Annotated in this window: 13 protein-coding genes; 9 read left to right on the top strand and 4 right to left on the bottom strand. The window is 33.7% G+C overall.

Going from position 1 to position 14,897, the window contains the following annotated elements; translation table 11 throughout:
• Positions 1 to 78 precede the first annotated feature (78 nt).
• From metG to DUZ96_RS11120, 5 genes are all read left to right on the top strand, one after another.
• Positions 79 to 2,133 (top strand): methionine--tRNA ligase, encoded by a 2,055-nt coding sequence (metG, locus tag DUZ96_RS11140; RefSeq protein ID WP_114302017.1) that lies wholly within the window; start codon positions 79 to 81, stop codon positions 2,131 to 2,133.
• Positions 2,134 to 2,243: 110 nt separating this feature from the next.
• Positions 2,244 to 4,619 carry a hypothetical protein gene (locus tag DUZ96_RS11135; RefSeq protein ID WP_114302016.1) on the top strand — a complete coding sequence of 792 codons (2,376 nt, stop codon included), beginning with the start codon at positions 2,244 to 2,246 and terminating at the stop codon, positions 4,617 to 4,619.
• A gap of 23 nt (positions 4,620 to 4,642) precedes the next feature.
• On the top strand, positions 4,643 to 5,545 hold the full coding sequence (locus DUZ96_RS11130) for a histone deacetylase (RefSeq protein WP_114302015.1): 903 nt from the start codon (positions 4,643 to 4,645) through the stop codon (positions 5,543 to 5,545).
• Between the two features lie 108 nt (positions 5,546 to 5,653).
• Positions 5,654 to 6,178: a ferritin gene (locus tag DUZ96_RS11125; RefSeq protein WP_114302014.1), complete on the top strand. Its 525-nt coding sequence runs from the start codon at positions 5,654 to 5,656 to the stop codon at positions 6,176 to 6,178.
• 357 nt (positions 6,179 to 6,535) lie between these two features.
• Complete coding sequence (locus tag DUZ96_RS11120; RefSeq protein WP_114302013.1) at positions 6,536 to 7,846, top strand: T9SS type A sorting domain-containing protein; 1,311 nt, start codon at positions 6,536 to 6,538, stop codon at positions 7,844 to 7,846.
• 68 nt (positions 7,847 to 7,914) lie between these two features.
• Here the strand turns inward: DUZ96_RS11120 and DUZ96_RS11115 are convergent, their stop codons facing one another.
• On the bottom strand, positions 7,915 to 8,247 hold the full coding sequence (locus DUZ96_RS11115; protein ID WP_114302012.1) for a single-stranded DNA-binding protein: 333 nt from the start codon (positions 8,245 to 8,247) through the stop codon (positions 7,915 to 7,917).
• A 178-nt stretch (positions 8,248 to 8,425) separates the two neighbouring features.
• On the opposite strand from DUZ96_RS11115, the gene DUZ96_RS11110 reads away from it, so the two are divergent.
• On the top strand, positions 8,426 to 8,776 hold the full coding sequence (locus tag DUZ96_RS11110; protein WP_114302011.1) for a hypothetical protein: 351 nt from the start codon (positions 8,426 to 8,428) through the stop codon (positions 8,774 to 8,776).
• On the opposite strand, the gene DUZ96_RS11105 is transcribed toward DUZ96_RS11110, so the two are convergent.
• A complete protein-coding gene (locus DUZ96_RS11105) occupies positions 8,773 to 9,258 on the bottom strand; it encodes a CBS domain-containing protein (protein WP_114302010.1) in 486 nt (161 codons plus the stop codon). The genes DUZ96_RS11110 and DUZ96_RS11105 overlap by 4 nt on opposite strands.
• Before the next feature lie 115 nt (positions 9,259 to 9,373).
• On the opposite strand from DUZ96_RS11105, the gene DUZ96_RS11100 reads away from it, so the two are divergent.
• Together DUZ96_RS11100 and DUZ96_RS11095 are read left to right on the top strand one after the other, a co-directional pair.
• Complete coding sequence (locus tag DUZ96_RS11100) at positions 9,374 to 10,180, top strand: hypothetical protein (RefSeq protein WP_114302009.1); 807 nt, start codon at positions 9,374 to 9,376, stop codon at positions 10,178 to 10,180.
• Between the two features lie 68 nt (positions 10,181 to 10,248).
• Positions 10,249 to 10,956: a hypothetical protein gene (locus DUZ96_RS11095; protein ID WP_114302008.1), complete on the top strand. Its 708-nt coding sequence runs from the start codon at positions 10,249 to 10,251 to the stop codon at positions 10,954 to 10,956.
• A 60-nt stretch (positions 10,957 to 11,016) separates the two neighbouring features.
• On the opposite strand, the gene DUZ96_RS11090 is transcribed toward DUZ96_RS11095, so the two are convergent.
• On the bottom strand, positions 11,017 to 13,080 hold the full coding sequence (locus DUZ96_RS11090) for a M13 family metallopeptidase (RefSeq protein WP_114302007.1): 2,064 nt from the start codon (positions 13,078 to 13,080) through the stop codon (positions 11,017 to 11,019).
• A 93-nt stretch (positions 13,081 to 13,173) separates the two neighbouring features.
• Positions 13,174 to 13,707, bottom strand: a complete 534-nt coding sequence (locus DUZ96_RS11085) for a hypothetical protein (RefSeq protein ID WP_114302006.1) — start codon at positions 13,705 to 13,707, stop codon at positions 13,174 to 13,176.
• A 165-nt stretch (positions 13,708 to 13,872) separates the two neighbouring features.
• Between DUZ96_RS11085 and DUZ96_RS11080 the strand changes: the two genes are divergently transcribed.
• Complete coding sequence (locus tag DUZ96_RS11080; RefSeq protein ID WP_114302005.1) at positions 13,873 to 14,829, top strand: NAD-dependent epimerase/dehydratase family protein; 957 nt, start codon at positions 13,873 to 13,875, stop codon at positions 14,827 to 14,829.
• The last annotated feature ends 68 nt before the right edge of the window (positions 14,830 to 14,897 follow it).

Here is a 14,897-nt window from a genome sequence, read left to right as displayed (position 1 = left end):
TGGCTTTTTGTAAATTTACATTTTTTTTCTAAATCCCTTATATATTACGTACTTTTGTGGCTTGCTAAAGCTAAAATAATGCCTAAAAGATATACCATAACAGCAGCCTTACCATATACAAATGGTCCTATTCATATTGGCCATTTAGCAGGTGTTTATGTTCCTGCAGATATATACTCAAGATACTTAAGATTAACTGGTAATGATGTTGCCTTTATATGTGGTAGTGATGAGCATGGTGTCCCAATTACAATAAAAGCTAAGAAAGAAGGTGTTTCTCCTCAGGATATAGTAGATAAATACCATGCAATAATTAAGCAGTCATTTGAAGATTTTGGAATATCATTCGATAACTATTCACGCACATCTGCAAAAATTCATCATGAAACTGCTTCAGAATTCTTTAAAACCTTATACAATAAAAATGAGTTTGTCGAAGAGGTTTCAGAGCAATTATACGATGCTGAAGCAAATCAGTTTTTGGCAGACCGTTTTGTGACTGGTACTTGCCCAAAGTGTGGTAATGAAGAAGCATATGGTGACCAATGTGAAAACTGCGGAACAAGTCTAAATGCAACAGACTTAATAAATCCAAAATCAGCAATAACGGGTAACATACCAAGTTTAAAGGAAACAAAGCACTGGTTTCTTCCTTTAAATAAACATGAAGAATTTCTGAAAGAATGGATTTTAAAAGGTCATAAAAAAGATTGGAAGCCCAATGTTTATGGCCAGGTGAAATCATGGATTGATGATGGTCTAAGGCCAAGAGCTGTAACAAGAGATTTAGATTGGGGGATTCCTGTCCCAGTTGAGGGTGGCGAAGGCAAAGTACTTTATGTCTGGTTTGATGCTCCAATTGGTTATATATCCTCAACAAAAGAATGGGCTCAACGCGTTGGGAAAAATTGGGAAGATTATTGGAAAGATGAGAATACAGAATTATATCATTTCATAGGTAAAGACAATATTGTTTTTCACTGTATTATTTTTCCATCGATGTTAAAAGCAGAAGGTTCTTATATATTGCCAAAAAATGTGCCTGCTAATGAGTTTTTAAATTTAGAAGGTAACAAGCTTTCTACTTCAAAAAACTGGGCCGTTTGGCTACCAGATTATTTAAAGGAATTTCCAAATCAACAGGACGTGCTGCGATATGCATTAACTGCTAATGCACCTGAAACAAAGGATAATGATTTTACTTGGAAAGATTTTCAAGCGAGGAACAATAATGAGCTTGTTGCCATCTTTGGTAATTTTATAAACCGTGTTGTTGTATTAACCAATAAATATTATAACGGTATAATACCAGAACCATCAGAATTTAAGGATATTGACAAAGAGACTTTAACAACCTTAAAAGCGTACCCGTCAGTTATATCTAGTTCAATAGAGCGCTTTAGGTTTAGAGAAGGAAGTCAAGAATTAATGAACCTTGCTCGTTTAGGAAACAAGTATTTGGCTGATGAAGAACCATGGAAAACAATAAAAACGGATGAAGCACGAACCACAACAGTTATGTATGTTGCCTTACAAATTGCAACAGCCTTAGCCGTTTTATGCGAACCATTCTTACCATTTACATCTAACAAATTAAAAAGAATTTTAAATTCTCATACTAATAATTGGAGCTCTATTTCTAAAGAAGATATCCTAATGCCGTCAGGACATTTAATTCAAACAGGTAAGCCTGAACTTCTGTTTTCTAAAATTGAGGATAGTGAAATTCAAAATCAATTGGATAAACTAGAGACCAATAGAAAGGCGAATAAAAATGCTAATCAATCTATTGAGCCACAAAAAGAAGAAATAACCTTTGATGATTTCACAAAATTAGATCTAAGAGTTGGTACAATTCTAGAAGCAGAAAAAATGCCTAAAACCAAAAAACTCTTAGTACTTAAGATTGATACAGGAATTGATACCCGAACTATAGTTTCTGGCATTGCTGAAAGTTTTAAACCAGAAGAAGTAATAGGAAAGCGCGTCACTGTTTTAGTGAATTTAGCACCAAGAAAATTAAGAGGCGTCGAAAGTCAAGGAATGATATTGATGACCGAAGATAAAACCGGAAATCTAGTTTTTGTTAACCCTGATTTGGGTGAAATTACCAACGGCCTAAAAATCAGTTAATAGCTTTATAATTAAAGGCTTATATTCAATTTGTTTTTGCTTAAAATGAAGTTAAAGTAAGTATTTACTGGTGTGGTTTTTGATATCTTTGACAAGAAAAAGCCATTGCTATGATTAAATCTACTCTAACCTCACTTTCATCCGTTCTAATACTATTTCTAGTTACTTTTTTTAGTTTTTCTCAAAATACCAATGATATTTTTGAAACCTATGAAGAGTATGTGGATACACCTCGAGAAGTGGTATACCTTCACTTAAATAAATCAACATACATCAAGGGAGAGAACATTGGCTTTACAGCCTATATTTTGGACAAAAAGGAAAAAACACCATCATTAATAACAACAAATCTCTATATAAATGTATCGGATAAAAACAATAATGTGATTAAGCAACAACTTGTAAGAGTTGCGAATGGTATTGCTTCAAACGTAATTAAGATAGATTCACTTTTTACTTCAGGTATGTATAACGTAAGAGCTTACACTAACTATATGCGGAATTTTAACGAAACTAATTTCTTTACTGAAGCAGTTAAAGTTATTGATCCAGATGTTGAGCCATATATTGAAAAGCCCGTAGTTAAAAATTCTATTGATGCACAGTTCCTTCCTGAAAGCGGTCATCTATTACATGGTATTGTAAATAATATTGGTGTGGTAATCAAGGACAGTCAAGGTTTTGGTCTTGCCTATGTTAGTGGTGAGGTATTAGATAATAATAATAAGGTTCTTACAACTTTTAAAACAAACAGTGTAGGTATTGGTAAATTTCCTTTACTAGCCAATATAAGCAGTACCTACTGGGTTAAAATTAACTATGGTAATGAAAATTTCAGTTTCCCATTAGGTCATATTGTTGAAAAAAATGGTGTGGTTTTATCTGTTAAACGCCTTAAATCAAAACTATTCGCTTCAATACTAACCAATAAAGAAACACTAAATCAATTAAAAAACAATCGATATACTTTAATGCTTCATAATGGTAAGGATTATGAAATAATGGATATATATTTTAATGATAAAACAGTAATTAACAAAGTCATTGAGTTTGCCAATATTCCTTCAGGAACTAATATTCTAACACTGTTTGATGAAAACGAAAAACCAATTGCTGAGCGACTTTTCTTTAATTATGAAGGAATTAAAATAGTTGACTCAAATAAGGTCTCTGCAACTAAAAATGCTGATTCAATAACAATAAATCTAAATTTTAGAGGTGTTAGTTCTGAGTTGTATAACAATGTTAGTGTTTCTGTGTTACCTCAAGACACAAGATCATACAATAGACATAATAATATATTATCTCAGGTGTTTTTACAGCCATATGTAAAAGGACCTATTGAATACGGAAAATTTTATTTTGAAAATATTGATGAAAAAAAACGATATGAACTTGATAATTTACTCTTAACACAAGGCTGGAGCAGTTACGACTGGAATAATTTATTCATCCCAGAGAAATTGCCATATCCTTTTGAGCAAGGCATATCCATTATAGCCAACGTAAACAATAAAGACCATACAGAGGATACCTTCATCTTGCACCATTTTAAAGACAGTCAACCAAGATACAAACAGGTTTCTGATGGCGATAATAGCCTTATTTTCGAAAATTTATTTCCTAACGAAACCAACCGGATTTTTATTTCAAGAATAAAGAATGAAGAGGATTTAGTACCAGCACAACTTTATTTACAACCAGTACCGAATTCTATCCCAGAATTAAGAACAAACTTTAATCCACTACAGCCAAAGTTCAATTACGATATCAGTCAACGATTAAAAGTAACGGCTCCCTTAAACCAAAAATTAGATGGGGTTCAAGAACTAGAAGAAATTGTTGTAACCTCGACCCGAGATAAAAAATTCTTAAAAACACAAAAACTAAATAATCATGGCTTTGGGTCAATAAAGGTAATTACACAGATGGATCGATTGACCTATAATTCATTAGAACAGTATCTTTCTTTCAATAGGGTATATAAAGGTATAGATCCAGTTACAAGTGAAACAGCTTACTATAGTTCGCGTCAAACTCAAGGTCCTATGACAGTCTTTTTAGATGACACTCCCTTAGTAAGTTTAGATATCATTTCTACTTACACAATGGCAGATGTAGATTATATTGAAATCAATCTTGGTGGACTTGGAGAGGGGTTTAGAGGGCTCAATGGTGTAATTAGAATTTACTCCTCTCAAAATAGCTTTTTTGATTCAAGGGGAAATAAGACTGCAGAGGAATTTGATTTACCACTAAAATTTAGTGCCAAGAAAAAGTTCTATGTCCCTCAATATAATTCTTACTACGGCGATTTTTATACAGGATATGGTACCATAGATTGGAAGCCAGATCTTAAAATTAATGACAATGGTACATTAAGCATTAAAATGGAAGAACCAACTGTTCCAGTGACATTGTTTATTGAGGGCATGGTCGAGGATGGAACTTTTATTTTTGACAAAAAATCAATCTCAATAAACTAGTTAAGTAGGCTTTATTATAGACAATGCTTAAAATAGCATATCACCCAATATATAGACATCCATTGCCAGAAGGACATCGTTTTCCTATGGAAAAATACGATTTACTACCTCAGCAATTACTCCATGAGGGTACATGTATAAAGGATAATTTTTTTGAGCCTTCAAAGCCCAATGATAAGCATATTCTTGCTGTACATGAACCAGAATATTACTACAATTTGGTCAATATAACATTAGACCAACGTGCAGCAAGAAAAATTGGTTTTCCTCTAAGTGAAATCTTAGTTGAACGTGAAGTTATAATAGCAGATGGCACCATTAAAGCGAGCCTATATGCATTAGAAAATGGAATTGCTATGAATATTGCAGGTGGTACGCATCATGCATATACAAACAGAGGTGAGGCCTTTTGTTTATTAAATGATCAAGCTATTGGCACTAGGTATTTACAAACTAAAGGATTGGTGAAAAAAGTTCTAATTGTAGATTTAGATGTGCATCAAGGCAATGGCACAGCACAAATATTTCAAAACGATGCTTCGGTGTTTACCTTTTCAATGCACGGCAAAAGTAATTACCCATTTAAAAAAGAAACTAGTGACCTTGACATTGCATTAGAAAATAACACCAATGATAACACCTATTTGCAGATACTAAAATCAACTCTACTCAAATTAATCAATCAGGAAAAGCCAGACTTCATATACTATTTATCTGGAGTAGATATCATTGCATCTGACAAACTGGGTAAATTAGGTCTCACTATTGAAGGATGTAAGGAACGGGATCGGTATGTTTTGGAACAGTGTAAATCAAATGACATTCCCGTAATGTGCAGTATGGGTGGTGGATATTCACCAGATATTAAAACCATAGTAGATGCACATGCCAATACCTTTAGATTGGCACAAGAAATCTTTTTTTAACTGTAATATAAATTAGATTAAATCTGAATTATAATAAATCATTTCAGAAATGCTATTCTACTTTAAAATCCGCAATTAAGTGAGTATCTTTACAAAAAAGTACTCAGCATGTTATCAAAATCAATAGAAACTGCATTAAACAAGCAAATAAGAATTGAAGCAGAATCTTCTCAAGTATATTTAGCAATGGCTGTTTGGGCTGAAGTGAAGGGATTAGAAGGTATCTCAAATTTTATGTATGATCAGTCAGATGAAGAAAGAGAGCATATGCTAAAATTGATAAAATTTGTTAATGAAAGAGGTGGTCACGCACACATTTCTGAACTAAATGCGCCAGAGGTTACTTATAGCAGTTTTCAAGAAATGTTTGAATTGCTATTAAAGCATGAAATTTTTGTGTCAGAAAGTATTAATGAATTAGTCCATATTTCATTGCAGGAAAAAGATTATGCCACGCATAATTTCTTACAATGGTATGTCGCGGAACAGATAGAAGAAGAAGCTGTAGCGAGAACTATTTTAGATAAAGTAAACATGATTGGTGACGATAAGGGAGGGCTTTACCTGTTTGATAGAGATATACAGCAACTCACAGTAAACTCGGCCGCCCAAGATTTAAGTGGGGAAGCTTAAAGTGTTAAAATTTATTTAGAATAAATAAAAATAAGTATTTTTGTACCGTTAATCTTTTACGATTTAATGGGCAAGAAAAAGAAAGATAAAAAGCTTAAAAAGGACCGTATAAAAGTTCTTCAAACTTCAGGCTTTGATTGTCTCGGCAGCATAAAATCCAAATGTTGCAAAAAATATAAAAAAGCAGAGTACAAGCGATGTAAAAAGTGTCCATGCTATGATCTTCTTAAAAAAGTAGCTTAAAACTTCTATATCCTATTGTCAAGTCTTTGAATCCTTACATTGTTAATTATTTTGAAAGAATTCCATCTATTTTCGAATTTTGCACTATTTTTAAAGACAAAAAAATATTACACTATGACAAAAATTACCTTATATTTTAAGAATTTATTAGCATCCCTAGTAATGTTTTCTTCGCTACTAATAGGTGCCCAAGATGGCACTTATGAAATACGAGAAGTTATTCCTGCAAGGCCTACCTGTGAACTTCCTTTAGGTGAATATGTAGGTCAGATTTCTATACCTCGAGCACCTGAGACTGCTGCAAGGATGGATTCTAATAACGATCCATGTGCAAACTTTGTGGTCAATTATAATGGTTTTACACCAGAAGCTCAAGCAGCCTTTCAATATGCTGTAGATATATGGGCATTTTCAATCGAATCATCTGTACCAATTAACGTAAGTGCGACATTTACATCACTTGGTCAAGGCGTATTGGGAAGTGCTGGACCAGCTACTTTATTAACGTCTTCCGTGGCCGGTACAATTCCAAACACATTTTATCCAGCTGCATTGTGGGAAAAATTAGAAGGTGAAGATAGAAGTCCATTTGGTGGGACTAATGATATTAATGCTAATTTCAATAATACTACCAACTGGTATTATGGGACTGACGCTAATCCTCCTGCAGGACAAATAGATTTTGTTACTGTAGTTTTACACGAATTAGGTCATGGCTTAGGTTTTACGGATGGTTGGGCTACTGTAACCCCAAGTTTTCCAGATGATATAGGTTCTATACGTGAACCAAACAATAATATACCTGCCATATACGCTCATTTTATTGAAAACGGTTCAGGTACAGATATATTGAGTTTAGCAGACCCATCTGCTGCACTAGGTGCAGAATTAACAGGTAATGACTTATACTGCAATTCCCCTACAGCCATTCAGCAATTAAACCAAGGTGGTACATTACCTAAATTATATGCTCCTACTGCGTGGAGCGGTGGCTCTAGTATCAGCCATTGGGATAACGCTACTTTTCCAATTGGTGATATTAACTCACTGATGCGGTCTTCCGTTAGTGCTGGTGTAGCAAATCATAATCCTGGTTTTATAACTTTAGGATTCTTCCAAGATATGGGCTGGGGAATTTGCCCAGGTGCATTATCTGTAGAGGATTTTGCAGTTTCTAATGTTGCAGTTAGTCCAAATCCATTTGTAGATGAAATTACTGTGACTTTAAATAAGGCGTATAGTGACTCCTTTGAATTAAATCTGATAGACATTAATGGTAGATTAATTATGTCTCAGAAAAGTGATGCTTCAAATGGTAGACTTACACTTTCAAACTTAAGCGATTTAGATGATTCACTTTATTTTGTGAAAATAACTAATTCAACAACTGGAAATAATATTACTAAAAAAGTAATAAAAAATTAAATTTTAGTTTTAAATTATAAAAAAAGAGCAGCCCAATGGGTTGCTCTTTTTATTTGAGTTTATACATGCTATTTTCCTAGCATCAGTAATTCGCTACATACAACTTCAGTTGTATAACGCCTCATACCGTCCTTGTCTTCCCAAGATCTGGTGGTTAACTTGCCTTCTATGGCAACTTCCTTTCCCTTTGTCACATACTTCTCCACTATCTGAGCGGTTTTACCCCAAGCAACAATATTATGCCATTGCGTGTCCGCAACTTTTTCACCTTGTGCATTTTTGTAACTTTCATTTGTAGCTATTGCAAATTTTGCTAATGTCTTACCTGATTCTAAATTGATGATTTCTGGATCGTTACCTAAATTACCAATCAACTGTACTTTGTTTCTTAATGTGTTCATAATTCTAATTTTTAATGTTAAACAGTTAATACTATCGAGTTCTTATGTTTCGACAATGCAAAGATGAGACGGCTTCCAAATATTATTCGGTATTTACTTGTTTAAAATCGTTTGTAAATGTTTGTAGTCATTTGTAATCGGCTAAGAATTGCCTATATTTGCAAAAAACAAAGCTTATATGCAAAAAAACTGTCCAGAGTGTGGAGATAAAATAATTGGAAGAATTGACAAGAAATTTTGTAGTGATGGTTGCAGAAATGCCTATAACAACAGAATAAACAAAGATTCTAAGAACCTTATACGGAACACCAATAATAGACTAAGAAAAAATTATAGAATTTTAGAACAACTCAACCCAGACAAAAAAACTAAAACCTCAAGAGCAAAACTTATAGAAAAGGGATTTGACTTTAACTATATAACAAGCTTATATAAAACAAAAGCCGGAACCATCTACTATTTTGTATATGACCAAGGGTATTTACCTTTAGAAAATGATTATTACGCTTTGGTGAAGCGAAACGACTAAGAATAACTTTTTACTGAGCTATTCCAGTTTTGTCCTTTAAGGTGCAACGCGGCTATTAAAATATCTTTTTGGCTAATCTGACCGACTAGTTTCCCATTCTCTACAATAGGAAAACGCCTTCTTTTAGAATTTAAAAACTTATTAGCGGCATCAAAAATATCCATATTACCATCAATTGTTTCAATATTTCTTGCCATTCGCTTTTCAACATTGTCATGCTCTAAAGGCATATTGTAATAACGGCTTTCGCTTAATTGTTTTAAACAGTCACCTTCAGAAATAATACCAACCAGTTCCTGTTTATTATTTACAACAGGTCCACCTGATATTTTATACTTAATTAGAGATTCTACAACTTCTTGTACTGATTGATCTGGTCTAAATGTAATTAAACTAGTCGTCATGTAATCTCTTACTTTTAACGCAACTGGTGCAGCAACATTTTGTTGCTTACGCGATCCTTGAAAACTTCTAATACCCATTACCTCAAAATTTTAGAGTTACTTTTAAAGTTACAGAAAATTAATCATTCAGCAAAATTGCTCGGATAACCAACATTTTAAACCCTATTTTTGTTAAATTAATCTTCAGGAAACATTGATAAAACAAGTAAGTATAATTGGTTGTGGTTGGTTGGGGTTCCCTCTAGGAATTGCTTTGGTTAACAAAGGAATTGCAGTAAAAGGTTCTACAACTTCTAATGAGAAATTAGAATTGTTAAGGGAAAACCACATTGACCCTTTTACAATCAAACTTGCTGAAGATAAAATACAAGGCGATATTAATAGCTTTCTTGAGCATAGTGATTTACTAATCATAAATGTTCCACCAGGATTAAGAAAGCATCCAAATAAAAATCATATCGCTGAAATTTCTCATTTGGTGGAATCAATAGTTGAAAATCAAATTCAGAAAGTCATTTACGTAAGCTCTACTTCAGTATTTAAAGATGAAAGTAACATACCTATTATTAGTTCTAAATTCAAGCCCAATAATTATGAAACTGCTAAACAACTCATAGAAATCGAAAATCTCTTAATGAGCAATAGTTATTTTAAAACTACCATAATAAGATTTGGAGGACTAATTGATGAAAATCGTCATCCAGGAAATTTCTTGTCAGGCAGATCTGGTGTTAAAAACCCCAAAGCACCAATTAACCTAATCCATAAAGAAGATTGTATTGATATCATTGCCCAAATAATTGAAAAGGAACTTTTTGGTACAACAATCAATGCTGTCTATCCTGCTCATCCCACAAGAAAATCCTATTACACCTCATATTCAAAAGACAACAATTTACCACCACCAGAGTTTGAAAATACAACAACAAGCAAAGGAAAAATTATAGAGAGCGAAAAACTGGTACAGCTTTTGGACTATAAGTTTAAACATGCGCTATAGAAATTAATAGAATTTTAAGGTCAATTACCATTAATTTTTATAGTTTTAGCGCCTAAAATTAATTAATAATGAAACAGACTACAATTGCATTGATGTTATTATTTTCAGTTAGCATTTTTGCACAAAGTAATGACGGATTAAAAGCTCACTACGAGACTTACTACAAACAAATGAAAAAGCAAGGTGATGTTCAAGGTATTATTAGTGCCTTAACCCACTTAAATGTATTAGAACCTAATGTTGCTAGGCAAGATACACTGGCTTATCTTTATCTTTCTGAAGGTAAATATGTCCAAGCCTTAAATACAATCGGTGTTGAAAAAAATGCGACGGATTCAGACATGAATGTCGAGGTAAAAGCTCTAGCACTAAAAAATCTTAATCAGCCAAAAATGGCTTTAGAGCATTATGAAGAGCTCTATAAAAGAGACCCAAACCCTTATTTAGCCTATGATATGGCTGATATGAAAATTCAAATCAATGATCTAGCCGGTGCAAGAACAAACATTGAATACGGTTTGACAAATTCTAAAGAAGATCAGAAAAGAGCATTTTACGAAACACAACAACCTTATGAGACTTCTTTAAAGGCTGCTTTTTTATGCCTAAAGGGACTATTATCTTTCACTGAAAATAAAACTGCAAATATAGATACTGCTTTAAAATTAATGAACGATGCCTTAGCTATCGATCCTAATTTTAACCTTGCCAAGGTGAGTAGACAAGCGTTAGAATCTCAAAAAGCACAACTTGCTACTGAGGCAAATAAAAACTAATTGCTATAAATTTATAGCATAAAAAAATGCGACTGGTTGGTCGCATTTTTTTGTTTGGTATTACCAAATTCTTACTCGTTCTTCAGGAGGGAGATACATATTATCTCCTTCTTTAATATCAAATGCTTGATAGAAAGCATCTATGTTTTTGAGAGGCTGTATTGCTCTCACCTGTCCAGGTGAATGTGGATCTGTCATAATCTGATTTCTCAAAGCATCATCTCTTGTCAATGTTCTCCAAACTGTAGCCCAAGACATAAAGAAACGTTGCTCAGCAGTAAAACCATCAATATCACCTGGTCTTCCATTTTCTTCAAAGAATAATTGTAATCCGTCATACGCACCTAATACGCCACCAAGGTCTCCAATATTCTCACCTAATGTAAATGGCCCATTTACAAAAACACTATCTAACACTTCAATCGCTGAATACTGATCTGCTAATGCGTTACCACGCTTTTCAAATTCCGTCAAATCTTCTGGTGTCCACCAGTTGTTTACGTTTCCGTCAGCGTCAAAACGTGCACCAGAATCATCAAACGCATGAGAGATTTCGTGGCCAATTACAGCACCTATTCCGCCATAATTTACAGCCTCATCAGCAGTATAGTTATAAAACGGAGGTTGCAATATTGCTGCAGGGAATACAATCTCATTATTAATAGGGTTAAAATATGCATTCACCATTTGTGGTGGCATTCCCCAACGCTTTTTATCAATTGGTTCATTGATTTCACTAAGATTTTCTTTTTGTTGCCATTCCATAACAGCCAACATATTTTCAGCATAAGAATTACCCTCTTTCACTTTCATTTCTGAATAATCTCTCCACTCGTCTGGATAAGCAATTTTTACCGTAAACTTATCAAGCTTTTCAATAGCTTTCTTCTTAGTTTCTTCTGTCATCCAATCTAGCTTTTCAATTCTATTTTGAAAAGCAGTAATAACATTGGCAATCATTTTTTCAGCTTTCTCTTTTGCCTCTGGTGGAAACTTCGCTTGCACATATAATTGTCCAACTGCTTCTCCAACACTTCCATCTATTGTCCCTAAAGCACGCTCATCTGCAGGTCTCATTGCCTTAGAACCATTCAATGTTTTACCATAGAATTCCCAATTTGCTTTTTCAATTTCAGGACTTAAGAATGCCGCAGCGTCATCTAAAGTTCTCCAAATCACTAAGGTCTTAATATCCTCAATAGAAATAGTATTTAAAAACTCATTCATTGCGGCCATATACTTAGGTTGCATTACCATTATGGTGTCTATTTGCTTTTCAATTCCCATATCATCAATCATCTTGGACCAATTGATGCTTGGAGCCATAGCTTGGAGCTCTGACACCTTCCTTGGGTTATTCATGTTTCTAATGTCCCTTCTAGCAACTTTGTCCAATCTCGGTTCTGCCAATTGCGTCTCTAATTTCAAAATAAGCTCTGATGCCGCTTTAGCATCTTCCTCAGAGTAATCAATAAACTGTAGCATTCTAGTGATATGCGCTTTGTATTGCTCTCTTATCTCCTTATTCTTATCGTCTTGCTCAAGATAATAGTCGCGTTGTAACCCAAGACCTCCCGGAGCCACCCAACACGTATTCATTGTACTGTTGTTTAAATCTGGTCCTGCGCCTAAGCCAGCAAAAGGTATTGAAACACCAAGGTTCGTCGCTGCTAATACTTGTAAGTCTTCAACAGAATTAACCCCATTTATTGCTTCTAAATAAGGTTTTAAAGGTTTTACGCCTGCCTCTGCCCTAGCAACAGTGTCTAATTCAGATTCAAATATCAATAGTGCTTTTTTCTGATCTGAACCTTCTTTGTAGGTTCCTAACTCTTTTGACGTATTAATAATTTCTAGTACGTCTGCTCTAGTAGATTTACGTAATACACCAAATCCTCCCCAACGAGATTCGTCATCTGGGATTGTGTTAGTTTTCATCCAGGTTCCATTAACGTAATTGTAAAAATCTTCTTTAGGACTAACTGAAGTGTCCATGTTTTCTAATACAATTCCTGGGATTTTTTCTGCCATTGCAGTGTCCTTGTTGGCCTCTTCCTTACATGCAACAATAGTAAAGAAAGCCAATACTGATATCGCTAGTACGCGACTTAGATTGGTATTCATAAATGTGGTTTTAATTAATTCGAATTAACTATAATTATTAATAAGACTTCTTTTGGCTGTAAATGTTACAAACTGCTAGGACTTTAACTTAATCTAAAAATTATCAGAAGTGATTTTATCGTAAAGATCCCGTTCTAATTTTTTATTGATCTGAAAATTTAAATTAGCCATTGCCACAAAAGTAGCTTTTAAACTTTGAGTTTTTTCCTCACTATCTATATTGTCTAAAGTTAAATTTGCATTAAGCCTTAATAAAGCTGTTTCTATTATTGCCACACGAGAAACTATGGGGTTAGTCTGCAAGTCTTCTGGGATTGTCGATTTAAATTTCTCGATAAAATCAATTAGTAATTGCACTTCACTATCAAAAAAAGACAGATCCGCTTTCTTCAAATAATTTACCTGAATGGCAAGCTCCTGATATTTCTCCCAATTAGCAACAGCCTTTTCAGCCTCTTCGCTCAATACATAATCTGTGTATTCAAAACCGTCAATAGTTTTCTGTGTGATTTTCTCATCTTTCTTTTGCTCATCAATTGGATCGGTAGTAGAATCTGTATCAGCAGATTCTCCACAACCTACCAATATAAACATGAAGAAATTTAAGTATAGAAAAACTGATTTCATATAGATTTTAATTGATTGTAAATATAATTAAACTATAATTTGCCTTTTATAGTATTAACAGAAAATAACAATTAACATATTCGTAATTATTGTCTCTTTTTTGACATTTAATTAATTATTGATGAAGTAATTCTTATTATTTTTGACAATACTTAAATTTATACAATGTCTTCCAAAATTCTAATTATTGGTGCTTGTGGGCAAATTGGTACCGAACTGACCACTAAATTGCGAGAAACTTATGGTACCAATAATGTTATTGCAAGTGATATTAATACCAGAAATTTAGAATTAGTAAACTCCGGACCTTTTGAAATTATTGATGCAAAAAACTTTAATGCCATTAAAGATTGCTGCAAAAATTATAATATAGACACCATCTATTTAATGGCTGCACTATTAAGTGCAACTGGAGAGAAATACCCAATGGAAGCTTGGGATCTAAATATGAATTCTCTTTTTCATGTTCTCAACCTAGCAAAAGGCGGAACCATAAAGAGGGTTTATTGGCCTAGTAGTATCGCTGTTTTTGGACCTACTACACCGCGTGAAAATACACCTCAACATGCCATTTGCGAACCAACGACAGTCTATGGTATAACCAAACAAGTTGGTGAACGTTGGTGTGAATACTATCATAACAAATATGGTGTTGACATACGCAGTTTACGTTATCCTGGTATAATTAGCTATAAGGCAATGCCAGGTGGTGGTACTACAGATTACGCAGTTGAAATTTATCATGATGCAATTATAAAAGGAAAATACGAGTGTTTTCTATCTGAAAATACGAGCTTACCAATGATGTTTATGGATGATGCCATTAAGGCAACTATAGATTTGATGGAAGCGCCTTCAGAAAATATATCCATAAGATCATCTTACAATTTATCAGGTCTTTCCTTTACACCAAATGATGTTTTTGAAAGTATTAAAGCACATATGCCAAGTTTTAAGATAAATTATAAACCAGACTTCAGACAAGCTATTGCAGATAGTTGGCCATCTTCAATTAATGACAATAACGCTCGAGAAGATTGGAACTGGAAACATAGTTATGATTTAGATGCAATGACAGAAGTAATGCTTAAAGAGCTTCATAACAAATACAAAGATATCTAAACATAAAAACCACTCAAATTGAGTGGTTTTTTTTGCCTCAGATTAAGTTTGAAGCTTCTATGCTCAAT

It is taken from the genome of Winogradskyella sp. KYW1333, from assembly GCF_003335675.1.
Lineage (GTDB): Bacteria > Bacteroidota > Bacteroidia > Flavobacteriales > Flavobacteriaceae > Winogradskyella.
The sequence above is the reverse complement of the archived record's forward strand: the minus strand, read 5'-3'. Positions and strand labels throughout refer to the sequence as shown.

Bases quoted from the DNA above. Each gene is read 5' to 3' on its own strand.
- DUZ96_RS11115 (WP_114302012.1), bottom strand. From the start codon at position 8,247: ATGAACACATTAAGAAACAAAGTACAGTTGATTGGTAATTTAGGTAAC.
- DUZ96_RS11080 (WP_114302005.1), top strand. From the start codon at position 13,873: ATGTCTTCCAAAATTCTAATTATTGGTGCTTGTGGGCAAATTGGTACC.
- metG (WP_114302017.1), top strand. From the start codon at position 79: ATGCCTAAAAGATATACCATAACAGCAGCCTTACCATATACAAATGGT.
- DUZ96_RS11110 (WP_114302011.1), top strand. From the start codon at position 8,426: ATGCAAAAAAACTGTCCAGAGTGTGGAGATAAAATAATTGGAAGAATT.
- DUZ96_RS11125 (WP_114302014.1), top strand. From the start codon at position 5,654: ATGTTATCAAAATCAATAGAAACTGCATTAAACAAGCAAATAAGAATT.
- DUZ96_RS11090 (WP_114302007.1), bottom strand. From the start codon at position 13,080: ATGAATACCAATCTAAGTCGCGTACTAGCGATATCAGTATTGGCTTTC.
- DUZ96_RS11130 (WP_114302015.1), top strand. From the start codon at position 4,643: ATGCTTAAAATAGCATATCACCCAATATATAGACATCCATTGCCAGAA.
- DUZ96_RS11135 (WP_114302016.1), top strand. From the start codon at position 2,244: ATGATTAAATCTACTCTAACCTCACTTTCATCCGTTCTAATACTATTT.
- DUZ96_RS11095 (WP_114302008.1), top strand. From the start codon at position 10,249: ATGAAACAGACTACAATTGCATTGATGTTATTATTTTCAGTTAGCATT.
- DUZ96_RS11085 (WP_114302006.1), bottom strand. From the start codon at position 13,707: ATGAAATCAGTTTTTCTATACTTAAATTTCTTCATGTTTATATTGGTA.
- DUZ96_RS11105 (WP_114302010.1), bottom strand. From the start codon at position 9,258: ATGGGTATTAGAAGTTTTCAAGGATCGCGTAAGCAACAAAATGTTGCT.
- DUZ96_RS11120 (WP_114302013.1), top strand. From the start codon at position 6,536: ATGACAAAAATTACCTTATATTTTAAGAATTTATTAGCATCCCTAGTA.